Origin of the sequence: Pseudomonas sp. W22_MBD1_FP4 (genome assembly GCF_052113765.1) — a bacterium.
GTDB lineage: Bacteria > Pseudomonadota > Gammaproteobacteria > Pseudomonadales > Pseudomonadaceae > Aquipseudomonas > Aquipseudomonas sivasensis.
On record NZ_JBGQOI010000002.1, the window covers coordinates 55651 to 75395 of the forward strand.

At 60.2% G+C, this 19745-nt stretch carries 13 protein-coding genes and 1 other RNA gene; 8 read left to right on the forward strand and 6 right to left on the reverse strand.

Annotated elements, in window-relative coordinates; genetic code table 11:
• Positions 1-138: 138 nt before the first annotated feature.
• From guaD to xdhA, 4 genes are all read right to left on the reverse strand, one after another.
• Positions 139-1443, reverse strand: coding sequence for a guanine deaminase (guaD, locus tag ACEN2T_RS03120; RefSeq protein ID WP_442116290.1), 1305 nt, complete (start codon positions 1441-1443; stop codon positions 139-141).
• Positions 1444-1450: 7 nt separating this feature from the next.
• A complete protein-coding gene (gene xdhC, locus ACEN2T_RS03125; protein WP_099602947.1) occupies positions 1451-2293 on the reverse strand; it encodes a xanthine dehydrogenase accessory protein XdhC in 843 nt (280 codons plus the stop codon).
• Positions 2294-2416: 123 nt separating this feature from the next.
• Entirely contained in the window at positions 2417-4816 is a 2400-nt protein-coding gene (gene xdhB / locus ACEN2T_RS03130) for a xanthine dehydrogenase molybdopterin binding subunit (RefSeq protein ID WP_442116291.1), read from the reverse strand.
• On the reverse strand, positions 4809-6257 hold the full coding sequence (gene xdhA / locus ACEN2T_RS03135) for a xanthine dehydrogenase small subunit (RefSeq protein WP_442116292.1): 1449 nt from the start codon (positions 6255-6257) through the stop codon (positions 4809-4811). The genes xdhB and xdhA overlap by 8 nt, the downstream gene beginning before the upstream one ends.
• Positions 6258-6537: 280 nt before the next feature.
• On the opposite strand from xdhA, the gene ACEN2T_RS03140 reads away from it, so the two are divergent.
• The 8 genes from ACEN2T_RS03140 (at position 6538) to ACEN2T_RS03175 (ending at position 17806) form a co-directional block, all read left to right on the forward strand.
• Positions 6538-7197, forward strand: coding sequence for a GntR family transcriptional regulator (locus ACEN2T_RS03140; RefSeq protein ID WP_032887629.1), 660 nt, complete (start codon positions 6538-6540; stop codon positions 7195-7197).
• A gap of 2 nt (positions 7198-7199) precedes the next feature.
• Positions 7200-10688, forward strand: a complete 3489-nt coding sequence (gene smc, locus ACEN2T_RS03145) for a chromosome segregation protein SMC (protein ID WP_442116293.1) — start codon at positions 7200-7202, stop codon at positions 10686-10688.
• Positions 10689-10946: 258 nt separating this feature from the next.
• Positions 10947-11810, forward strand: coding sequence for a cell division protein ZipA (zipA, locus tag ACEN2T_RS03150; protein ID WP_032887633.1), 864 nt, complete (start codon positions 10947-10949; stop codon positions 11808-11810).
• 87 nt (positions 11811-11897) lie between these two features.
• A complete protein-coding gene (gene ligA, locus ACEN2T_RS03155; RefSeq protein WP_442116294.1) occupies positions 11898-14267 on the forward strand; it encodes an NAD-dependent DNA ligase LigA in 2370 nt (789 codons plus the stop codon).
• 151 nt (positions 14268-14418) lie between these two features.
• Positions 14419-15585 carry a zinc-binding metallopeptidase family protein gene (locus ACEN2T_RS03160; RefSeq protein ID WP_122764548.1) on the forward strand — a complete coding sequence of 389 codons (1167 nt, stop codon included), beginning with the start codon at positions 14419-14421 and terminating at the stop codon, positions 15583-15585.
• A gap of 237 nt (positions 15586-15822) precedes the next feature.
• Positions 15823-15919: signal recognition particle sRNA small type (gene ffs, locus ACEN2T_RS03165), an RNA gene on the forward strand.
• A 242-nt stretch (positions 15920-16161) separates the two neighbouring features.
• Positions 16162-17208 (forward strand): N-acetylmuramidase family protein, encoded by a 1047-nt coding sequence (locus ACEN2T_RS03170; RefSeq protein WP_032887639.1) that lies wholly within the window; start codon positions 16162-16164, stop codon positions 17206-17208.
• Between the two features lies 1 nt (position 17209).
• Positions 17210-17806: a hypothetical protein gene (locus tag ACEN2T_RS03175; RefSeq protein WP_442116295.1), complete on the forward strand. Its 597-nt coding sequence runs from the start codon at positions 17210-17212 to the stop codon at positions 17804-17806.
• Between the two features lie 66 nt (positions 17807-17872).
• Here ACEN2T_RS03175 and ACEN2T_RS03180 read toward each other — a convergent pair whose 3' ends face one another.
• Both ACEN2T_RS03180 and ACEN2T_RS03185 read right to left on the reverse strand, forming a co-directional pair.
• The gene (locus ACEN2T_RS03180) at positions 17873-18775 is read right to left on the reverse strand and encodes a DUF2167 domain-containing protein (RefSeq protein ID WP_032887643.1); all 903 of its coding nucleotides are present in this window, start codon (positions 18773-18775) and stop codon (positions 17873-17875) included.
• 61 nt (positions 18776-18836) lie between these two features.
• Positions 18837-19700: a LysR family transcriptional regulator gene (locus ACEN2T_RS03185; RefSeq protein WP_442116296.1), complete on the reverse strand. Its 864-nt coding sequence runs from the start codon at positions 19698-19700 to the stop codon at positions 18837-18839.
• Between the last annotated feature and the right edge of the window lie 45 nt (positions 19701-19745).

Consider the following 19745-nt stretch of genomic DNA (forward strand, 5'->3'; position numbering starts at 1 on the left):
TTTCCCCGGTTCACCCGGAAACAAATGTGGGAGGGGGCTTGCTCCCGATAGCGCTGGATCAGTTAACACATGACTAACTGAACCACTGCCATCGGGAGCAAGCCCCCTCCCACGTTTGGTTTTGTGTAGCGGTTGAGATCAGCGTTGGTGCACGAGTTGGCCGGCAGCGTAGGTCTGCAACACCGTCCGATCATCCCCCAGCGTCATCAGCACAAACAACGTCTCGGCAATGTTGTTCGCCTGCTTCAAGCGATAGCTGAGCAACGGCGTGGCGTTGTAATCCAGCACCAAAAAGTCCGCATCCGTGCCCGGCTGCAACGTGCCGATCTTGTCCTCCAGGCGCAGTGCACGCGCTCCGCCGAGGGTCGCCAGGTACAGCGATTTGAACGGGCTCAACCGCGCCCCTTGTAGTTGCATGACCTTGTACGCTTCGTTCAACGTTTGCAGCAGCGAGAAACTGGTGCCGCCGCCCACATCAGTGCCCAGGCCCACATTCAACTTGTGCTTCTCGGCCATTGGCAGGTTGAACAACCCACTGCCGAGGAAGAAGTTCGACGTCGGGCAGAACGCCACCGCCGAGCCGGTCTCTGCCAGCCGCGCGCACTCGTCATCACACAGGTGCACGCCGTGGGCAAATACCGAACGCTCGCCCAGCAGGTTGTAGTGGTCGTACACATCCAGATAGCCTTTGCGCTCTGGGAACAACTCCTTCACCCATTCGACTTCCTGCTTGTTCTCACTGATGTGCGTCTGCATGTACAGGTCCGGGTACTCGCCCAGCAGTTGCCCGGCCAATGCCAGTTGTTCCGGCGTGCTGGTCGGCGCGAATCGCGGCGTGACGGCATAGTGCAGACGGCCCTTACCGTGCCAGCGCTCGATGAGCGTCTTGCTTTCCTGGTAGCCGGTTTCGGCAGTGTCGGTGAGGTAGTCCGGCGCGTTGCGGTCCATCATCACTTTGCCAGCGATCATGCGCAGGTCGAGTTTCTCGGCCGCTTCGAAGAATGAGTTCACGGACTGCGGATGCACGCTGCCGAACACCAGCGCCGTGGTGGTGCCGTTGCGCAGCAGTTCCTTGATGAAAATATCCGAGACTTCGTCGGCGTGGGCCTTGTCGGAAAATTGGCTTTCACACGGGAAGGTGTAGGTGTTGAGCCAGTCCAGCAACTGCTCGCCATAAGCACCGACCATGCCGGTCTGCGGCAGGTGGATATGGGTGTCGATCAGGCCTGGGGTGATCAGCGCGTCCTGGTAATGGGTGACTTCGATGTCGGCCGGCAGGGTCGGCAGCAGGTCGCCAGCATGGCCGACAGCGCTGATCTGGCCGTTGTCGATCACCAGCAGGCCGTCTTCGAAATACTCATAGGACGCTTCGATCCCAACGATGGCGGGGTCGGCGATGCTGTGCAGGATGGCGGCACGGTAGGCTTTGCGAGTCAAAGGCATGGTTATCTCAATTCGTGGCTTGGCTGCGGCGTGACACCGGCAGCAATTTGGCAATGGGTTCGGCGCTCGCGGTGTGCTGGCCGAAATTAGCGTTATAGGTGGCGATGATTTCGCCGGCGATGGAGATGGCGATTTCTACCGGTAATTTGCCCTTCACCTCGGTCAGGCCCATGGGGCAGCGCATGCGTTGCAACTGCGCGGCGTCGAAGCCACGGTCACGCAGGCGGTGTTCAAACTTGACGCGCTTAGTCTTGGAGCCAATCAGGCCGAAGTAGGCGAAGTCATTGCGCTTGAGCAGGGCGGCGGTGAGTTCCAGGTCCAGCGCGTGATTGTGGGTCATGACGATGCAATAACTGCCCGCCGGCAAGTCGGCAATTTCGTCGACCGGTTCTTCGCTGACGATTTTACGCACGCCCTGGGGGATATGTTCCGGGAACTCCTGATCGCGGGAATCGATCCAGCGTACCCGGCACGGCAGGCTCGCCAGCAAGGGCACCAGCGCGCGGCCGACGTGGCCTGCGCCAAATACCGCAATCTGCGCCTGCACCTGGCCCATGGGTTCAAACAGCAACACGGTGACGCCACCGCAGCACTGGCCCAGGCTGGCGCCGAGGCTGAAGCGCTCCAAATGAGTGTTTTGCTGGCCGCGCGCGAGCATGTCGCGGGCGATCTGCATGGCCTTGTATTCCAGGTGCCCGCCACCGATGGTGTCGAAGGTCTGCGCGGCGCTGATCACCATCTTCGAACCAGCATTGCGCGGCGTGGAGCCGAGTTCTTCGATGATGGTCACCAGTACGCAGGGTTCGCCTCTGTTTTGCAGGTCGGCGAGGGCGCTGATCCAGTTGTTCATGTTTACCTCAACATTACTGTTGTCAGTCAGGCCGCTATCGGGGGCAAGTCCCCTCCCACATTTGAAGGTATTCACAGATCAAAATGTGGGAGTGGGGCTTGCCCCCGATGGCAGCGCCTCGGTCTAGAGCGAAGCCATCTCGGTATCAGCCTCAACTACCTTCGCAGCAGCCAACTTGCGCATCTGCTCACACCCCCACAACACTCGCTCCGGCGTCGCTGGCGCATCGATTTTCGGCTGATGGCGATAGTCACCCAGACTCGCCACCGCATCCTTGATCGCGCACCACGAGGCAATCCCGAGCATGAACGGCGGTTCGCCCACGGCCTTGGAATGGAACACTGTGTCTTCCGGATTTTTGCGGTTTTCTACCAGCTTCACCCGCAGATCCAACGGCATGTCCGCCACCGCCGGGATCTTGTAGCTGGCTGGGCCGTTGGTCATCAGCTTGCCCTTGTTGTTCCACACCAGCTCTTCCATGGTCAGCCAACCCATGCCCTGGATAAAGCCGCCCTCCACCTGGCCGATGTCGATGGCCGGGTTCAGCGAGGCGCCTACGTCATGCAGGATGTCGGTGCGCAGCATTTTGTATTCGCCGGTCAGGGTGTCGACGATCACTTCGCAGCAGGCTGCGCCGAAGGCGAAGTAATAGAACGGCCGCCCGCGTGACTGGCTGCGGTCGTAGAAGATTTTCGGGGTCTTGTAGAAGCCGGTGCTCGACAGCGACACCTGAGCGAAGTAGGCCTGCTGGATCAGTGCCTCAAAGGTCAGGATCTGGTCACGCACGCGCACATGGCCGTTGTGGAATTCAACGTCCGCCTCGCTCACGTCGTATTTGCGCGCCGCAAATTCCACCAACCGTTGCTTGATGGTTTCGGCGGCATTCTGCGCGGCTTTGCCGTTCAGGTCCGCGCCGCTGGAAGCGGCGGTCGGCGAGGTGTTGGGCACCTTGTCGGTGTTGGTGGCGGTGATTTGCACGCGGTCGATTTCCACCTGGAACACTTCGGCCACTACTTGCGCCACCTTAATGTTCAAACCCTGGCCCATCTCGGTGCCGCCGTGGTTCAGGTGGATACTGCCGTCGGTGTAAATATGGATCAGCGCACCGGCCTGGTTCAGAAAGCTGGCGGTGAACGAGATGCCGAACTTCACCGGTGTCAGCGCCAGGCCTTTCTTCAGGATTGGGCTGTGGGCGTTGTACAGGCGAATCGCTTCGCGGCGCTCGGCGTATTGGCTGCTGGCCTCCAGTTCGGCGGTCATCTCTTCGAGCATGTTGTGCTCGACGGTCTGGTAGTAGTGGGTGACGTTGCGCTCGGTCTTGCCATAGTAGTTGGCCTTGCGCACCGCCAGCGGGTCCAGCGCCAGATGGCGGGCGATGGCGTCCATCACTTCTTCGATAGCGACCATACCTTGGGGCCCGCCGAAGCCACGGTAAGCCGTGTTGGACGCGGTATTGGTCTTGCAGCGATGGCCGTTGACCGTGGCATCGCCCAGGTAATACGAGTTGTCGGAGTGGAACATGGCACGGTCGACAATCGAGTTGGACAGGTCCGGCGAGCAGCCGCAGTTGCCGGCCAGCTCCAGGTTGATCCCGTGCAGGCGGCCGCTGTCGTCGAAGCCCACGTCGTATTCGATATAGAAGGGGTGGCGCTTGCCGGTCATCAGCATGTCTTCCATACGCGGCAGGCGCATTTTGGTCGGCTGGCCGGTGAGGCGCGCCACCACTGCGCACAGGCAGGCGGGGCTGGCGGCCTGGGTTTCCTTGCCACCGAAACCACCGCCCATGCGGCGCATGTCGACGACGATTTTGTTCATCGACACATCGAGTACTTCGGCTACCAGTTTCTGCACTTCGGTGGGGTTTTGTGTGGAGCAGTAGACGATCATGCCGCCGTCTTCGGTGGGCATCACCGACGAGATCTGGGTTTCCAGGTAGAAGTGTTCCTGGCCGCCGATGTGCAGAGTGCCCTGGATACGGTTTTTCGCCGTTGCCAGTGCGCCTGCCGAATCGCCGCGTTGATGGGTATGACTGTCGAGCACAAAGTGTTTTTTGCGGTAGGCCTCGACCACGTCCAGCACCGGTTCCAGGTCTTCGTATTCGATCACGGCGGCCATGGCGGCTTTGCGTGCGGTGTCCAGGTCACGGGCGGCAACCGCCAGTACCACTTGGCCAACGAACTGCACGGTGTCGATGGCCAGCAGCGGGTCGCCGGGCATCAGCGGGCCGATGTCTTTCAGGCCCGGTACGTCTTCGTGAGTGATAGCGATGCGCACACCTTCGAAGGCGTAGCAGGGCGCGGTGTCGATGCTGATGATTCGAGCGTGGGCGCGGTCAGACATGCGCGCATACAGGTGCAACTGGTTGGGGAATTCCAGGCGGTCATCGATGTACTGCGCCTCACCGCTGACGTGCTTGGCGGCGCTGTCATGCTTGACGCTGCGACCGACTCCGGAGGTCAGGTCCTGGGCGAACAGCTCGGCGAGTTCGGCCTGGGTTTTTTCCACGGCGTGATGGTTAGACATAAGCGGTCACCCGAGTCTCGATGTGCGGCGTTTGCAGTTCGATGAAGTATTTACGCAGCAGGTTCTGCGCGCTGAGCAGGCGATATTCCTTGCTGGCGCGGAAGTCCGACAGCGGCGTGAAATCCTGGGCCAGGGCGGCGCAGGCTTTCTCCACGGTGGCGGCGTTCCAAGTGGCGCCGACCAATGCGGCTTCGCAGCTTTTCGCGCGTTTTGGTGTCGCGGCCATGCCGCCGAACGCGACGCGTGCCTCACGAATTACGCCGTTGTCGATCTGCAGATTGAAGGCTGCGCAGACGGCGGAAATGTCATCGTCCAGGCGCTTGGAAACCTTATACGCACGGAACAGCGTATGGCCCTTGGGTACGATGATTTTCTCGATGAATTCACTGTCCTGGCGGGCGGTCACGCGGTAGTCGATGAAGTAGTCTTCCAGGGCCAGAGTGCGGCGTACGTCGCCCTTGCACAGCACGATCTGCGCGCCCAGGGCGATCAGCAGTGGCGGTGAGTCGCCGATGGGTGAGGCGTTACCGATATTGCCGCCCAACGTGCCCTGGTTGCGGATTTGCAGAGAGGCGAAGCGGTGCAGCAGCTCACCGAAGTCCGGGTATTCGTGATGCAGTGCGGTGTAGCAGTCGGAGAGGGCGGTGGCGGCGCCTATTTCCAGGCGGTCGTCGAACGATTCGACGCGCTTCATTTCTTCAATATTGCCGACGTAAATCATCACTGGCAGTGTGCGGTGAAACTGGGTGACTTCCAGCGCCAGGTCGGTGCCGCCGGCCAGCAGGCGGGCTTGGGGGTAGGCGTCATAGAGGTCGGCCAGGTCGGCCACGGTCAGCGGCACCAGGCAGCGTTTGTCGCCGCTGTTGAGCTCGCCCGTTTGGGTCGGCGCGATGGCTTTGAGGCGTGCAATGGTCTCGGCCTGGCGGCTGTCGAACTGATCCTGGGGCTTGTTGCAGCAGGCCTGTTCGGCGGCCGCAAGAATCGGGCGGTAGCCGGTGCAGCGGCACAGGTTGCCGGCCAGGGCTTCATGGGCTTTCTGGCTGTCGGGAGCGTCGCTGTTCTTTTGCAGGGCGAACAGCGACATCACAAACCCTGGGGTGCAAAAGCCGCATTGCGAACCGTGGCACTCAACCATGGCTTGCTGCACGCTGTGCAGTTGGCCTTGGTGCTTAAGGTCTTCGACGCTGATCAGTTGTTTGCCGTGCAGCGACGACACAAAGGTCAGGCACGAGTTAAGGCTGCGATAACGAATCTGCTCGACGCCTTGATCGTCGCGATGCAGCTCGCCGACCACCACGGTGCACGCACCGCAGTCGCCGCTGGCGCAGCCTTCCTTGGTACCGGATTTGCCCACGTGCTCACGCAGATAGTTGAGCACGGTCAGGTTGGGGGCCAGGGCGTGCTCGCTACGGAGTTCCTGGTTGAGTAAAAACTGGATCACGGAAGGCCTCGCAGACTCATTATTGTTGTTAACCGCTTTTCGCCGAATCTAGTCATGTCTGACTTTTCGGTCAATGATTTTCTGACCAGCAGGTCAAGAAAATGCGATCGCAACACTCTCAATTATGGTCCAGTCTTTTGGAACCGGCGTTTTTGCGGGCTTACGCTGCTCAACCGCTGCTTATTTCATGCCAAATTCGCCACGGTGGGCGTAGCGCCATCAGCCAGCCAATGCGCTACACTGCCGCGCTTGTACCGATAGAAGATTTTGAAGGGAAAACATGACGTTCAAGGCGCCGGACAGTCTCGCCGAGCAAATCGCTCACCACCTCGCCGAACGCATTATTCGCGGCGATCTCAAGCCTGGTGAGCGCATCCAGGAACAGAAAGTCACGCTGGCACTCAATGTCAGCCGTGGTTCCGTGCGCGAAGCCTTGCTGATCCTCGAACGGCGCCACCTTATCGCGATCCTGCCGCGCCGTGGTGCCCACGTGACCGAGCTCACCGCGCACAAAGTGCAGAGCCTGTGCACGCTGATGAGCGAGCTGTACATCCTGCTCGGCAATGCCGTCGCCGAAGGCTGGCAGACCCAGGCCGACATGGCGCCGTTCGTGCAGATCCAGCAGCGCCTGGTGACCAATTTCGAGCGTGAGGACATCCGCGCCTTCGTCGAAGAATGCTTTAACGTGATGCGCGCCGCGTACCCCTTTGCCAACAACCCGTACCTGCAGGAAACCGTCGAGAACCTGCAACCGGCGATGAACCGCGCTTATTACCTGGCCCTGGATCAGCGCAAGGCCTCCATGAGCGAGTACCTGGCGCTGTTCGAGCAACTGCTCGCCGCCGTACTGGCCCGTGACGTGCCGCAGATTCGCCTGGTGCTGTCGGCCTACTGCCAGCGCAGCAGCTCGTTGGTCATCGCAGCGTTGGCGGACGGCTAAGCGTGCGGCTCAAGTGCATCAAACTGGCGGGGTTCAAATCCTTCGTCGACCCGACCACGGTGAACTTCCCCAGTAACATGGCGGCGGTGGTCGGGCCCAATGGTTGCGGCAAGTCGAACATCATCGACGCCGTCCGTTGGGTGATGGGCGAGAGCTCGGCAAAAAACCTGCGCGGCGAGTCGATGACCGACGTCATCTTCAACGGCTCCACCAGCCGCAAGCCGGTGAGCCAGGCCAGCATCGAGTTGGTGTTCGATAACTCCGACGGCACCTTGATCGGCGAGTACGCGGCCTACGCGGAAATTTCCATCCGCCGCAAAGTCACGCGCGACAGCCAGAACAGCTACTTCCTCAACGGCACCAAGTGCCGTCGACGTGACATCACCGATATTTTCCTTGGCACCGGCCTGGGCCCGCGCAGCTACTCGATCATTGAGCAGGGCATGATCTCCAAGCTGATCGAAGCCAAGCCCGAAGACCTGCGTAACTTTATTGAAGAAGCGGCCGGCATCTCCAAGTACAAAGAGCGCCGCCGCGAAACCGAAAACCGCATCCGCCGTACCCACGAAAACCTTGCCCGCCTCACCGACCTGCGCGACGAGCTGGAACGCCAGTTGGAGCGCCTGCACCGCCAGGCCCAGGCGGCCGAGAAATACCAGGAATACAAGGGCGAAGAACGCCAGCTCAAGGCACAACTCTCGGCCCTGCGCTGGCAGGCGCTGAATGAGCAAGTGGGGCAGCGCGAAGCGATCATCGGTACCCAGGAAATCAGTTTTGAAGCCTTGGTGGCGGAGCAGCGTAACGCCGACGCCAGCATCGAGCGTCTGCGCGACGGGCACCATGATCTGTCCGAACGCTTCAATCTGGTGCAAGGCCGCTTCTATTCGGTAGGCGGCGACATCGCCCGTGTCGAGCAGAGCATCCAGCACGGCCAGCAGCGCCTGCGCCAATTGCAGGACGATCTGAAGGAAGCCGAACGCGCGCGTCTGGAGACCGAATCTCACCTGGGCCATGACCGCACCTTGCTGCTGACCCTGGGGGAAGAGCTGGACATGCTCACCCCAGAGCAGGAAATCACCAGCGCCGCCGCCGAAGAAGCCGCCGCCGCCCTGGAAGAATCTGAAACCACCATGCATGGCTGGCAGGAACAGTGGGACGCTTTCAACCTGCAATCCGCCGAGCCGCGTCGCCAGGCCGAGGTGCAGCAGTCGCGCATCCAGCAACTGGAAACCAGCATGGAGCGCCTGGCCGAGCGCCAGCGCCGCTTGCAGGAAGAGCGCGTATTGCTCGCCGCTGATCCGGAAGACGCCGCGATCATGGACCTCAGCGAGCAACTGGCCGAAAGCGAAATGACGCTGGAAGAGCTGGAAGCCAGCGAAGAACAGCAAGTACAGCGCCTTGAACAATTGCGTCAGCAGTTGCAACAGGCGACCCAGGCCCAGCAGCAGGCACAGGGCGATTTGCAGCGGCTCAATGGTCGGCTGGCATCCCTTGAAGCCTTGCAGCAAGCTGCGTTGGACCCAGGTACCGGCACCGCCGAATGGCTGCGCGACCAGCATTTGGCAGAGCGGCCACGCCTGGCGGAAGGCCTGAAGGTCGAAGCCGGCTGGGAATTGGCAGTGGAAACCGTGCTCGGTGCCGATCTTCAAGCAGTGCTGGTGGATGACTTTGGCGGTTTCGACCTGGCCGGGTTTGCCCAAGGCGATCTGCGTTTGCTCAGCCCCGCCGCCGATGGTGCGCGGGTGCCGGGCAGCCTGCTGGATAAGGTCGAGGCCGCCATTGACCTGTCGCCGTGGTTGGGCAAGGTCAAACCGGTGGATTCCCTGGAGCAGGCCCTGGCCCAGCGCGGTCAATTGGCAGCCGGCGAAAGCCTGATCAGCCGCGATGGCTATTGGGTCGGCCGGCACTTTTTGCGGGTTCGCCGCGCCAGTGAAGCGGAAAGTGGCGTTCTGGCCCGTGGCCAGGAAATCGTCAACCTGATCGCTGAGCGCGAAGAGCGTGAAGCGACCCTCGAAAGCCTGGAAACCGAACTGCAAACCCTGCGCGCCACCCAGCGCCAGCAAGAGACCGGCCGCGAACACCTGCGCCGTCTGTTGCAGGACGAAGCGCGTCAGCAAGGCGAGTTGAAGGCGCAACTGTCGGCGAGCAAAGCCAAGGCCGAACAACTGACCCTGCGCCGTACCCGTCTTGATGAAGAAGTCGCCGAGATGGGCGAGCAACGCGCCCTGGAACATGAACAGATCGGCGAAGCGCGCCTGCACCTGCAGGAGGCGCTCGACAGCATGGCCCTCGATACCGAGCAGCGCGAACTGCTACTGGCCCAACGCGACAGCTTGCGCGAACGCCTTGACCGCGTGCGCCAGGAAGCGCGGCAGCACAAGGATCACGCGCACCAATTGGCGGTACGCCTCGGCTCGCTGCGCGCCCAGCATGATTCCACACGCCAGGCCCTTGAACGCCTGGAGATGCAATCCGAACGCCTCACCGAAAAGCGCGAGCAACTGAGCCTCAATCTGGAGGAGGGCGAAGCGCCGTTGGAAGAGCTGCGCCTCAAGCTCGAAGAATTGCTCGACAAGCGCATGACCGTCGACGAAGAACTCAAGACTGCGCAGATCGCCCTGGAAGACGCCGACCGCGAATTGCGCGACGCGGAAAAACGCCGAACCCAGGCCGAGCAGCAATCCCAATTGATTCGCGGCCAACTCGAACAACAGCGTATGGAATGGCAAGCCTTGACCGTGCGCCGCAAAACCTTGCAAGACCAATTGCTGGAAGACGGCTACGACCTGCACGGCGTGCTCAACACCCTGACCTCCCAGGCCAACGAGAAAGAAGCCGAGGAAGAACTTGAGCGGATTGCTGCACGTATCCAACGCCTGGGCGCGATCAACCTCGCGGCCATCGATGAATATCAGCAGCAGTCCGAGCGTAAACGTTATTTGGATGCCCAGGACGCCGACCTGGTCGAAGCCCTGGATACGTTGGAAAACGTGATCCGCAAGATCGACAAGGAAACCCGTAATCGCTTCAAAGATACCTTTGATCAGATTAATAGCGGTTTACAGGCGTTATTCCCGAAAGTTTTCGGCGGTGGCAGCGCTTACTTGGAACTGACGGGCGAAGATCTACTCGATACAGGGGTAACGATCATGGCGCGGCCTCCAGGTAAGAAGAACAGCACCATTCATTTGTTGTCCGGCGGCGAAAAAGCCCTGACCGCATTGGCCCTGGTATTTGCCATCTTCAAATTGAACCCGGCGCCGTTCTGTATGCTCGACGAAGTTGACGCCCCATTGGATGACGCTAACGTTGGACGCTATGCACGACTGGTCAAAGAGATGTCCCAGACCGTGCAGTTCATCTATATCACCCACAACAAGATCGCCATGGAAATGGCTGATCAGTTGATGGGGGTGACGATGCATGAACCGGGCTGTTCGCGTTTGGTCGCAGTGGATGTCGAAGAAGCGATGGCGATGGTGGAATCCTGAGCTGCACCATGAGAGATAGTTTTCATGCGATGTCAGGTGATTTACCGGTCAAGTGAAAGTGGCAAATGGACATATTTGTTCAAGGCATTTTGACAGACGGTGTAAAGTTATCTTTGGTCGTGCTAGTTTAATGTCAATTTTTCGTGTGCGTGGGCAAAACGTCAGTCAGAACATAGAGTTGGCGCCACGTTTTAAAGCGGTTTGCACGGTGCTAAACCCCTTATTTTTCAGCATTTTTTATTAGAGGCACGGGATTACATGGAAATCGGTCTGCGCGAGTGGCTGATCGTCATCGGCATTATTGTCATTGCCGGTATTCTTTTTGATGGCTGGCGCCGCATGCGCGGTGGCAAGGGCAAGCTCAAATTCCGTCTGGACCGCAACCTGTCCAACTTGCCTGACGACGACGGCAGCGCCGAGCTGCTGGGGCCGCCCCGTGTGCTGGACACGCATAAAGAGCCGCAACTGGACGAGCACGACTTGCCGTCGATGAGCGCGCCGTTGCGTGAAGCCCGTGAACCGTCTTCCAAGCGTGGCAAGCGCGCCAATGCCGCCGTGGCCGAGCCCCATCAGGGCGACCTGAACCTCGACGTCGACGAAGGCCCGAGTTTCAGCAGCCGTGACGATGACTTCCCGGACGAAAACGTTGGCAAGAACGCGCCGCGCCAATCGGTTAACGATCAGCCTGCTGCTGAAGAAGTGCTGGTGATCAGCGTGATCTGCCGCGACGCCGCCGGCTTCAAAGGCCCGGCCCTGTTGCAGAACATCCTCGAAAGCGGCCTGCGCTTTGGCGAGATGGATATTTTCCATCGCCACGAAAGCATGGCAGGCAACGGCGAAGTGCTGTTCTCCATGGCCAACGCAGTCAAGCCTGGCACCTTCGACCTGGACGACATCGACCTGTTCAGCACTCCAGCGGTGAGCTTCTTCCTTGGCCTGCCAGGCCCGCGTCACCCGAAACAAGCGTTCGATGTGATGGTGGCCGCAGCCCGCAAGCTGTCCCAGGAGTTGAACGGCGAACTGAAGGACGACCAGCGTAGCGTCCTGACCGCCCAGACCATCGAACACTACCGTCAGCGCATCGTCGAATTCGAGCGTCGCGCCCTGACACAGAAACGCTGAGGTTTGGCTTCAAGCGTTGTCGATAGAATTAAGCGCACCAACATTTGAGCAGCTTCGGCTGCTCTTTTGCTTTATGAGAGAACACCCATGACCGCCGCCCACACCCGCATCCTCGAACTGCGCGCTGAACTGGATCAGCACAACTACCGTTACCACGTCCTCGACGAGCCGAGTATTCCGGACGCCGAGTACGATCGGCTGTTCCACGAGCTCAAGGCTCTGGAAGCTGAGCATCCGGAACTGATCACGCGGGATTCGCCGACGCAGCGGGTGGGCAGCGCGGCGTTGTCGGCGTTCACTCAGGTCAAGCACGAGATCCCGATGCTCAGCCTGGGCAACGCCTTTGATGAAACCACCATGCTGGAGTTTGATCGCCGGGTGACTGAAGGCCTGGACTTGCCGGTGGGCGACCTTTTTGGCGCTGGTGCTGAGGTGGAGTACAGCTGCGAACCCAAACTGGACGGCCTGGCGGTCAGCCTGCTGTATCAGGACGGTGAGTTGGTGCGCGGTGCCACCCGAGGTGACGGTACCACTGGCGAAGACATCAGCGTCAACGTGCGCACCGTGCGCAATATCCCTTTGAAACTGCACGGCAGCGGCTGGCCGGCGACCTTGGAGGTGCGTGGCGAAGTCTTTATGTCCAAGGCCGGCTTCGAACGGCTCAATGCCTCGCAACTGGAAGTCGGCGGCAAGACCTTCGCCAACCCGCGCAATGCCGCCGCCGGCAGTCTGCGTCAGTTGGATTCGAAAATCACCGCCAGCCGCCCGCTGGAATTCTGCTGCTATGGCATTGGCCAGGTAACGGCTGACATCAGCGATACCCACATCGGGAATCTGCAGCAGTTGCAAAAATGGGGCATGCCCATCAGCCATGAGCTGAAGCTGGCCAAGGGTATTCAGGATTGCCTGGATTACTACCGCGACATCGGCGAGCGGCGTAACAGCCTGCCCTATGAGATCGACGGCGTTGTCTTCAAGGTCAACAGCATTGCTGCTCAGCGTGAATTGGGCTTCCGCGCCCGTGAGCCGCGCTGGGCCATCGCCCATAAATTCCCGGCGATGGAAGAACTCACTGAGCTGCTCGACGTGGAATTCCAGGTCGGCCGCACCGGCGCCGTCACCCCGGTAGCGCGTCTGAAGCCCGTCAAGGTCGCGGGTGTGACTGTGTCCAACGCCACCTTGCACAACATGGATGAAGTGGCGCGTCTGGGCGTCATGATTGGCGACACCGTGATCATTCGGCGCGCCGGGGATGTGATCCCTCAAGTGGTGTCCGTAGTGCTTGAGCGACGTCCGGCCGACGCCCGCGCGGTACCGGTTCCCGAGAGCTGCCCGGTGTGCGGCTCGCACGTGGAGCGCACTCAACTGGTCAAGCGCAGCAAGGGCAAGGAAACCGTCAGCGAAGGCGCCGTGTACCGCTGCGTCGGGCGCCTGGCCTGTGGCGCTCAGCTCAAGCAGGCGATCATTCATTTTGTCTCGCGCCGGGCCATGGACATTGATGGGCTGGGTGACAAGACCATCGAGCAACTGGTGGATGAAAAACTCATCGGTTCGCCAGCCGACCTCTACACGCTCAAGTACGAGCAGATCATCGACCTGGAAGGCTTCGCCGACATCTCCAGCAAGAAGCTGATCGCCGCCATCGAGAACAGCAAGACTCCGACCCTCGCGCGTTTTATCTACGCGCTCGGCATCCCCGACGTGGGCGAGGAGACCGCCAAAGTGCTGGCACGCTCGCTGGGGTCCCTTGAGCGCGTGCAGCAGGCGTTGCCGCCGGTGCTGACGTACTTGCCCGACGTGGGCCTTGAAGTGGCGCACGAGATCCACAGCTTCTTTGAAGACAGTCATAACCAGGAAGTGATTGGCGCACTGCTGTCGCCGGAGGAGTGCGGCCTGCAATTGCAGGATCAGGGCGACCTCAGCGCCGAGTTCGCCGCTAGCACCACCTTGGGCGGCTTGCTCGACAAGCTGCACGTACCGTCCGTGGGCCCAGGCGCTGCGCAGAAGCTGGCGGACAAGTTCGGCAGCCTGGAAGGCGTGATCAAGGCCGACTGGCTGGACATGCGCCAGGCGCTGCCCGAAAAGCAGGCCAAGGCCGTGCGCGACTTCTTCGACAACCCGGACAACGCCCAGCACGCCTTGGCCATTGAGCAGCAGCTCAAGGACTTCGGCATGCACTGGCAAAGCGAGAAAAAAGTCGTAGAAGGCTTGCCTGAAGCCGGGCACACGTGGGTACTCACTGGCTCCCTGGAACTTATGAGTCGCGACGTGGCCAAGGAAAAGCTCGAAAGCCTCGGCGCCAAGGTGGCCGGTTCCGTCTCGGCGAAAACCCACTGCGTGGTGGCCGGGCCGGGTGCTGGTTCGAAGCTGGCAAAGGCCAGCGAGTTAGGCTTGAAGGTGCTGGACGAAGAGGCCTTCGTGGCCTTTCTCGCCAAGCACAACATTCCAGTCAGTTGACCCTCACCTGTAGGCGTCCGGCTGGCCGGCGATCGCGCGCCAAGGAGTGCCATCGTCGGCACGCCTGACGCCTATAGGGATGTCATCCCATTTTTGGAACGATCTTCGAAGGGAATTGATCTAGTCTTGGTCACCCCAGGAAGAGATCGCCATGTTCCGCTACTTCGAGCAACTCAGTTCGCGCATTGCCGCACCGTTCATGGCCGAATCCTCGCGCAACAGCAAGGTTTGGCAATGTCGTTGCGGCCAGTCCCTATTCTTTCGCAACAGCCAATGCCTGGCATGCGCAGCGCTGCTGGGCTATCAACCCCGGCAAAGTCGCTTGTCCTCGCTGCAACCCGGCCCCGTCGAAGGCACCTGGCTGCAGGACGATAACCTCGACGCCGGCGCCTTTCGCCGCTGCGCCAACCTTGACACGCCTGCCGCCTGCAACTGGCTGATTCCGGCCCACAGCACCGCACCGCTGTGCGTGGCCTGTAGCCTCAACCGCACGATCCCCGACCTGTCGATCCCGGAAAACCATGAGCGCTGGCGCAAGGTAGAAACCGCCAAGCGCCGGTTGGTGGCGCAACTGATCAGCCTGGGCCTGAGCGTCGTGCCCAAGAGCGTTGACGAAGACACCGGTCTGGCCTTCGATTTCGTTGGCATCGACCTGGAAGGCAACGCCCCGATGACGGGCCATTCGAACGGCTTGATCACCCTCGACATCAAAGAAGCCGACGACGCCCACCGCGAAAAAATCCGGGTGCAGATGCGCGAGCCTTACCGCACCTTGCTCGGTCACTTTCGCCATGAGGTCGGCCACTATTATTGGGATCGCCTGATCGCCAATACCCACTGGCAGGAGTCCTTTCGCACCCTGTTCGGCGACGAACGCGCCAGTTACGCCGACGCCCTTGACCAGCATTACCAAAACGGCCCGCGTCCTGACTGGCAGCAAACCTGTGTCAGCGCCTACGCCACCATGCACCCTTGGGAAGACTGGGCCGAAACCTGGGCTCATTACTTGCACATGATGGACGCCGTCGACACTGCCCTGGGCTTTGGCATGAGCGCCCGCGAGATGGACCTGGATTACCAGCCGTTCCCCCTTACTACGCTTTTTGACCCCCAACATCCCAGCGGTCCGGCGTTCCTGTCGTTCGTTAACGCCTGGATTGAACTGGCGGGCATGCTCAATGAGCTGTCGCGCGCCATGGGTCAGCCGGATTTCTACCCGTTCGTGCTACCACCGGCGGTGATCGCCAAGCTGCACTTCATCCACCTGGTGATCCAGGAGGAGGGCGGCCGGGCGGATGAGGTGTTGCAGGCACAATGACGAACCAGTGTGGGAGGGGGCTTGCCCCCGATAGCGTTGGGTCAGTCACTGATTTATTGGCTGGCAGACGGCTATCGGGGGCAAGCCCCCTCCCACAGGGGATGACGGGGAAGCTGATGGCCATGGCAAGTGCTTGAACCCCTTCATATTTTTAATCCGTCACCAACGGTTGTAACTTCCGATGAGATCGGTACAATGGCCCCGCTTGCCGAGAGGCAGGCGTCGTTATGGTGACCCCATCGGTCCCCCCGCAACGATTACCCGTGAACCTGGTCAGAGCCGGAAGGCAGCAGCCACAGCGGGAACATTGTGTGCCGGGGTGTGGCTGGTGGGGTTGCCTCCATAACGCTCCTCCTTGCAATACCCCTTCGATTCAAATCCAAATGTCTTATTTTCAGCCAACTGCCGATGTTTATTGCGCAGTCGATGACGGCTGTTTCACAACTTTCCAAACCCCCGCTGGACAACCCTAAACCGCCTTGTTAGTTTGCGCCGGCCACTTGTTTCAGAATATGACAACGGCGCTGAATTGATATTGAAGTGCTATCACTTCTTTAACTAACAAGGATGTCTGTGATGAAAAGCCTGCAAGGTTTACCTCGTCTTATCAGTGCTTCGGTAGGCGCTCCGGGTAAGGCCCGCAACTTGCCCGCCGATGTGCAGTGCATCCAATATTTATTCAATCTGATCATTCCCAAGATGGGTTTCCCGTTGGCCGAAAACGGCAAATGCGATGGTCAGTTGGTGCAGTGCATCAGCCAGTACCAGTTTCGCCATCTCAAATACGCCCATCCCGATGGTGTGGTCGACCCCACCGGTCGTACGTTCAACAGCCTGATCGAAGAGGCGGTGAAGGTGCCGGTGAAGTCCTTCCCGACGATGCGTATACCGAGTTTTCTCAACGCATTTGGCAACAACCAGGGCGACGCGGTGCAGGCCACGGTCAATGTGTACCTGGACCGCATGCGCGCGATGATTGAGGCCGAGCGGCGTAACCGGCAATTGATGCTCCAGGCCACGTGCGACGGGGGCATGACCCTTAGCGAAACGGACTTCCAGAACGCCGCTACGCAACTGGGTAGCGGTATTTCGGTGAATATCATCAAGGCCTTCGCCACCGTGGAATCTGGCGGGCGCTCCGGCTTCGGGCCGGCCAAGCTGCCGGTGATCGCCTTTGAAGGTCACCTGTTTCGCAAATACACCAAGCACATCTATGACCAGGCGCACCCGCTGCTGTCCTACCCCTACAAGAAAAAAGCAGGGCCGCAGTGGCAGGCGAACAACAAGGACCAGACAAAGGCCTGGGAAACCATGGCTACCGCATTCGCCCTGGATCAGGAAGCCGCATTGATGTCGGCATCGTGGGGCATGTTCCAGATCATGGGTTTCAACTTTGCGTCGTGCGGGTACAAGACGGTATTTGAGTTTTCGGCGGCATTAAAGGTGAATGCCGGCAACCAACTAAAGGCGTTCCTCGGCTTTTGCAGTAAGAGCCCTGCGTTGATGAAGGCGATGAAGGCCAAAGACTTTACTGGAATGGCGCGTAACTATAACGGTGAGGACTACGGCAACTACGACGTCCTTATGCAAAAAGCCTACGAAAAACTTGAAGGGAAAAAATAGGATGATGCGTTTACTCGCGATAGGTGTGTTGTCGTTGTGCGCCGTGGCACCTGCCATGGCTGGTTCGGCCGCGCTGCATTCGGGCAAGTACGAAGGGCTGATGCTGGCGGTGACGCCGGAGCATCAGGTCGAAGGTTTTTACACGGAATCAATGGGTGAGGGCGTGACGCGCAGCTGTGCGTTCTACCTGCAAGGTAAGCCCGACGCGCTCACCACTTGGCTCGACGACGCCTACCCTGGCAGCGTGGCGCCGTCGTCCGACGGTGTGATCCTGACCGTGGAAGAAGGCCGTCAGCATCCCGGCTGCATCAACGTACTGATGCCGGAAATCGCCACCGGTCTTGATCTGACCCAGACCGCCAGTAAGAAGTGGATCGGCCTGGTCACAGTGTCTGCCGACAAGGCTTACCTGCAGAAAACCCCCGGCGCCAAGGCGGCCAAGCGTCCGTATATCGTCAAGAACGATGTGGTAGGGGTGCTGGCGTTTAAGGATGGCTGGGCTCAGGTTGAGTTCATCAATGCTGAAGACCGCTCGTTTAAGGGTTGGATCACCCAGGATCAATACAGTCGTCTGGCCGCGCCCACTGCAAAAAACTGAGCAGAACCGCGCACACAAAAACGCCGCAACGTGTCCAGCACGCTGCGGCGTTTTTGTGTGCGGCGGTCAGGCCTTGTTGCGGTTGAACAGCTTGCGGATCACCGCGAACAACGCCACGACACCCACCACCAGAAACTTCTTCGCGGCCAGCAGGAAGATCCCGATCTTGGCGAATAACCCGGCCTTGGCGGCAATCCCGCCGGCAACCAACGCGGCTAGGCCGTAAGTGGCGAGCTTGTCGGTTTTCGGGTTGAAGTCGGTGTAGAGGTTGCCGTCGGTGAAGTTGGTAAACGCCAGGACCTTGGGCAGTTCCTGCTTGATGGTCGGCAGGTCGGCCATCGCCGCGACGGCGTTGAGTTCCAGTACACCCTCACGGCCCAGCACGCGGATGCTGTAGTTGAGGGTGTTCTGGTCGGCGTCGTCGGCCTTCAGTTCACGGGCCCAGTACATCTTGTGGGTGGTGTCGTCGTAGCGCGGCGGCTCGGCCCAGCCCACCAGATGCAGGCCGGCGTAGCCTTGTTTCTGGCGTTCCTTGTTATCTGTTTCGTCTTCTTCCTGCATTTGCTTGAGCAGGTCGGAGTAGTCGATTTTTGCGGCATCTTCATCGGAAATATGCCCGTCGGCCTTATAGCTAACGATGACGCCCCAACCGCGCTCCGACAGTGGGCTGACGGCTTTAGGCACGATCATGCCCAGGGTCTTGAAGCCCGGCGGGTTGCCCCAGCCATCGGTGAGCAAGCGCTCAGTGTCGGCGGGGTCGAGGTAATAAAATTCGTCGTTGAGCTTGAGGGTGGCAATGCCACTTGGGAGCGTGACGGTGCCGGTCTTTTGCTTAAGTGACGCCAGAAAGTGCTCGGCCGTTTCGGCGGGGGCACTGGCCTCAACGGGGGCAGGCGAGGCAGCAGCAACGGCAGGTGCGGTAGGCAGGCTCAGAGCGGCCGCCGCCAACAAAAGGCGGAAGTAATTCATGGTAGTCCCTTACATTTTGAATTAATTTCGTAAGAGGATAACCGAAACAACATGTTGCGAGTTAGCCGAAAGTCTCCCGCAACAGCCCCGCGAATGCATCCCGTGCCAGGTGGCGTTGGGTGTCCTTGTGCCAGAACAGCAGGTTATCCACGGCCGCCAGCTCTTCAAATCGATAAGACGCCAGCTGATTGGCCTGCTCATAGCGCGCCAGGATGCCTTCCGGCGCCAATGCCACGCCAATCCCGGCGCTGACGCAACCGATGATCGTGCCCCAACTGGCATAGCTGGCAATGGTCGGTTTGAAGTTGTGCGGCTTGACCCAGTTTTCCAGTGCTGCGCGATACGGGCAGCCAGGCGGCCAGACCAGCAAGGTGCGGCCGGCGAGGTCCTCGGCGTCATTGATGGGTGCACTGGATGCGCTGGCGATCAGCACCAGGCGCTCGCTGTAGACCACGCTGTGTTCGAGCTTGGAGCGTTTGTTGCCGGCGGCCACGAGCGCCACGTCCAGGCGATGGTGTTGCAGGTCGTCGAGCAACGGGCCCCAGGCGCCGGTCACCAGTTCCAGGCTGACATCCGGGTAGCGCCGGTGATACTCCGCCAGCAGCGGCGGCAAACGTCCGCTGGCGCTGGATTCCACCGCGCCGATACGCAAAGTGCCACGGGGAATGGCGCTGGCGTCCACGGCGCGTTTGGACTCATCGACCAGCGCCAGAATGCGCTCGCAGTACTCCAGGAAAATCTCACCGGCGGCACTGATCGCCAGCCCACGCCCGGCGCGGATGAACAGTGGTGTGCCCAGCTCGCCTTCCAGCTGCTTGATGCGCGTGGTGATGTTGGACGGCACGCAATGCAGCAGCACGGCTGCTTGGGCCACGCTGCCGGTTTGTGCCACGGCTCGCACCATTTTCAGTTGGGCCAGTTCCATTGCTCAGTTCCAGTGATTGCAGAAGTCAGAAACGGTTAATTGTCC

Coding starts and splice junctions, on each gene's coding strand:
- guaD (WP_442116290.1), bottom strand. CDS start 1,443: ATGCCTTTGACTCGCAAAGCCTACCGTGCCGCCATCCTGCACAGCATC.
- xdhC (WP_099602947.1), bottom strand. CDS start 2,293: ATGAACAACTGGATCAGCGCCCTCGCCGACCTGCAAAACAGAGGCGAA.
- xdhB (WP_442116291.1), bottom strand. CDS start 4,816: ATGTCTAACCATCACGCCGTGGAAAAAACCCAGGCCGAACTCGCCGAG.
- ACEN2T_RS03140 (WP_032887629.1), top strand. CDS start 6,538: ATGACGTTCAAGGCGCCGGACAGTCTCGCCGAGCAAATCGCTCACCAC.
- zipA (WP_032887633.1), top strand. CDS start 10,947: ATGGAAATCGGTCTGCGCGAGTGGCTGATCGTCATCGGCATTATTGTC.
- ligA (WP_442116294.1), top strand. CDS start 11,898: ATGACCGCCGCCCACACCCGCATCCTCGAACTGCGCGCTGAACTGGAT.
- ACEN2T_RS03160 (WP_122764548.1), top strand. CDS start 14,419: ATGTTCCGCTACTTCGAGCAACTCAGTTCGCGCATTGCCGCACCGTTC.
- ACEN2T_RS03170 (WP_032887639.1), top strand. CDS start 16,162: ATGAAAAGCCTGCAAGGTTTACCTCGTCTTATCAGTGCTTCGGTAGGC.
- ACEN2T_RS03175 (WP_442116295.1), top strand. CDS start 17,210: ATGATGCGTTTACTCGCGATAGGTGTGTTGTCGTTGTGCGCCGTGGCA.
- ACEN2T_RS03180 (WP_032887643.1), bottom strand. CDS start 18,775: ATGAATTACTTCCGCCTTTTGTTGGCGGCGGCCGCTCTGAGCCTGCCT.
- ACEN2T_RS03185 (WP_442116296.1), bottom strand. CDS start 19,700: ATGGAACTGGCCCAACTGAAAATGGTGCGAGCCGTGGCACAAACCGGC.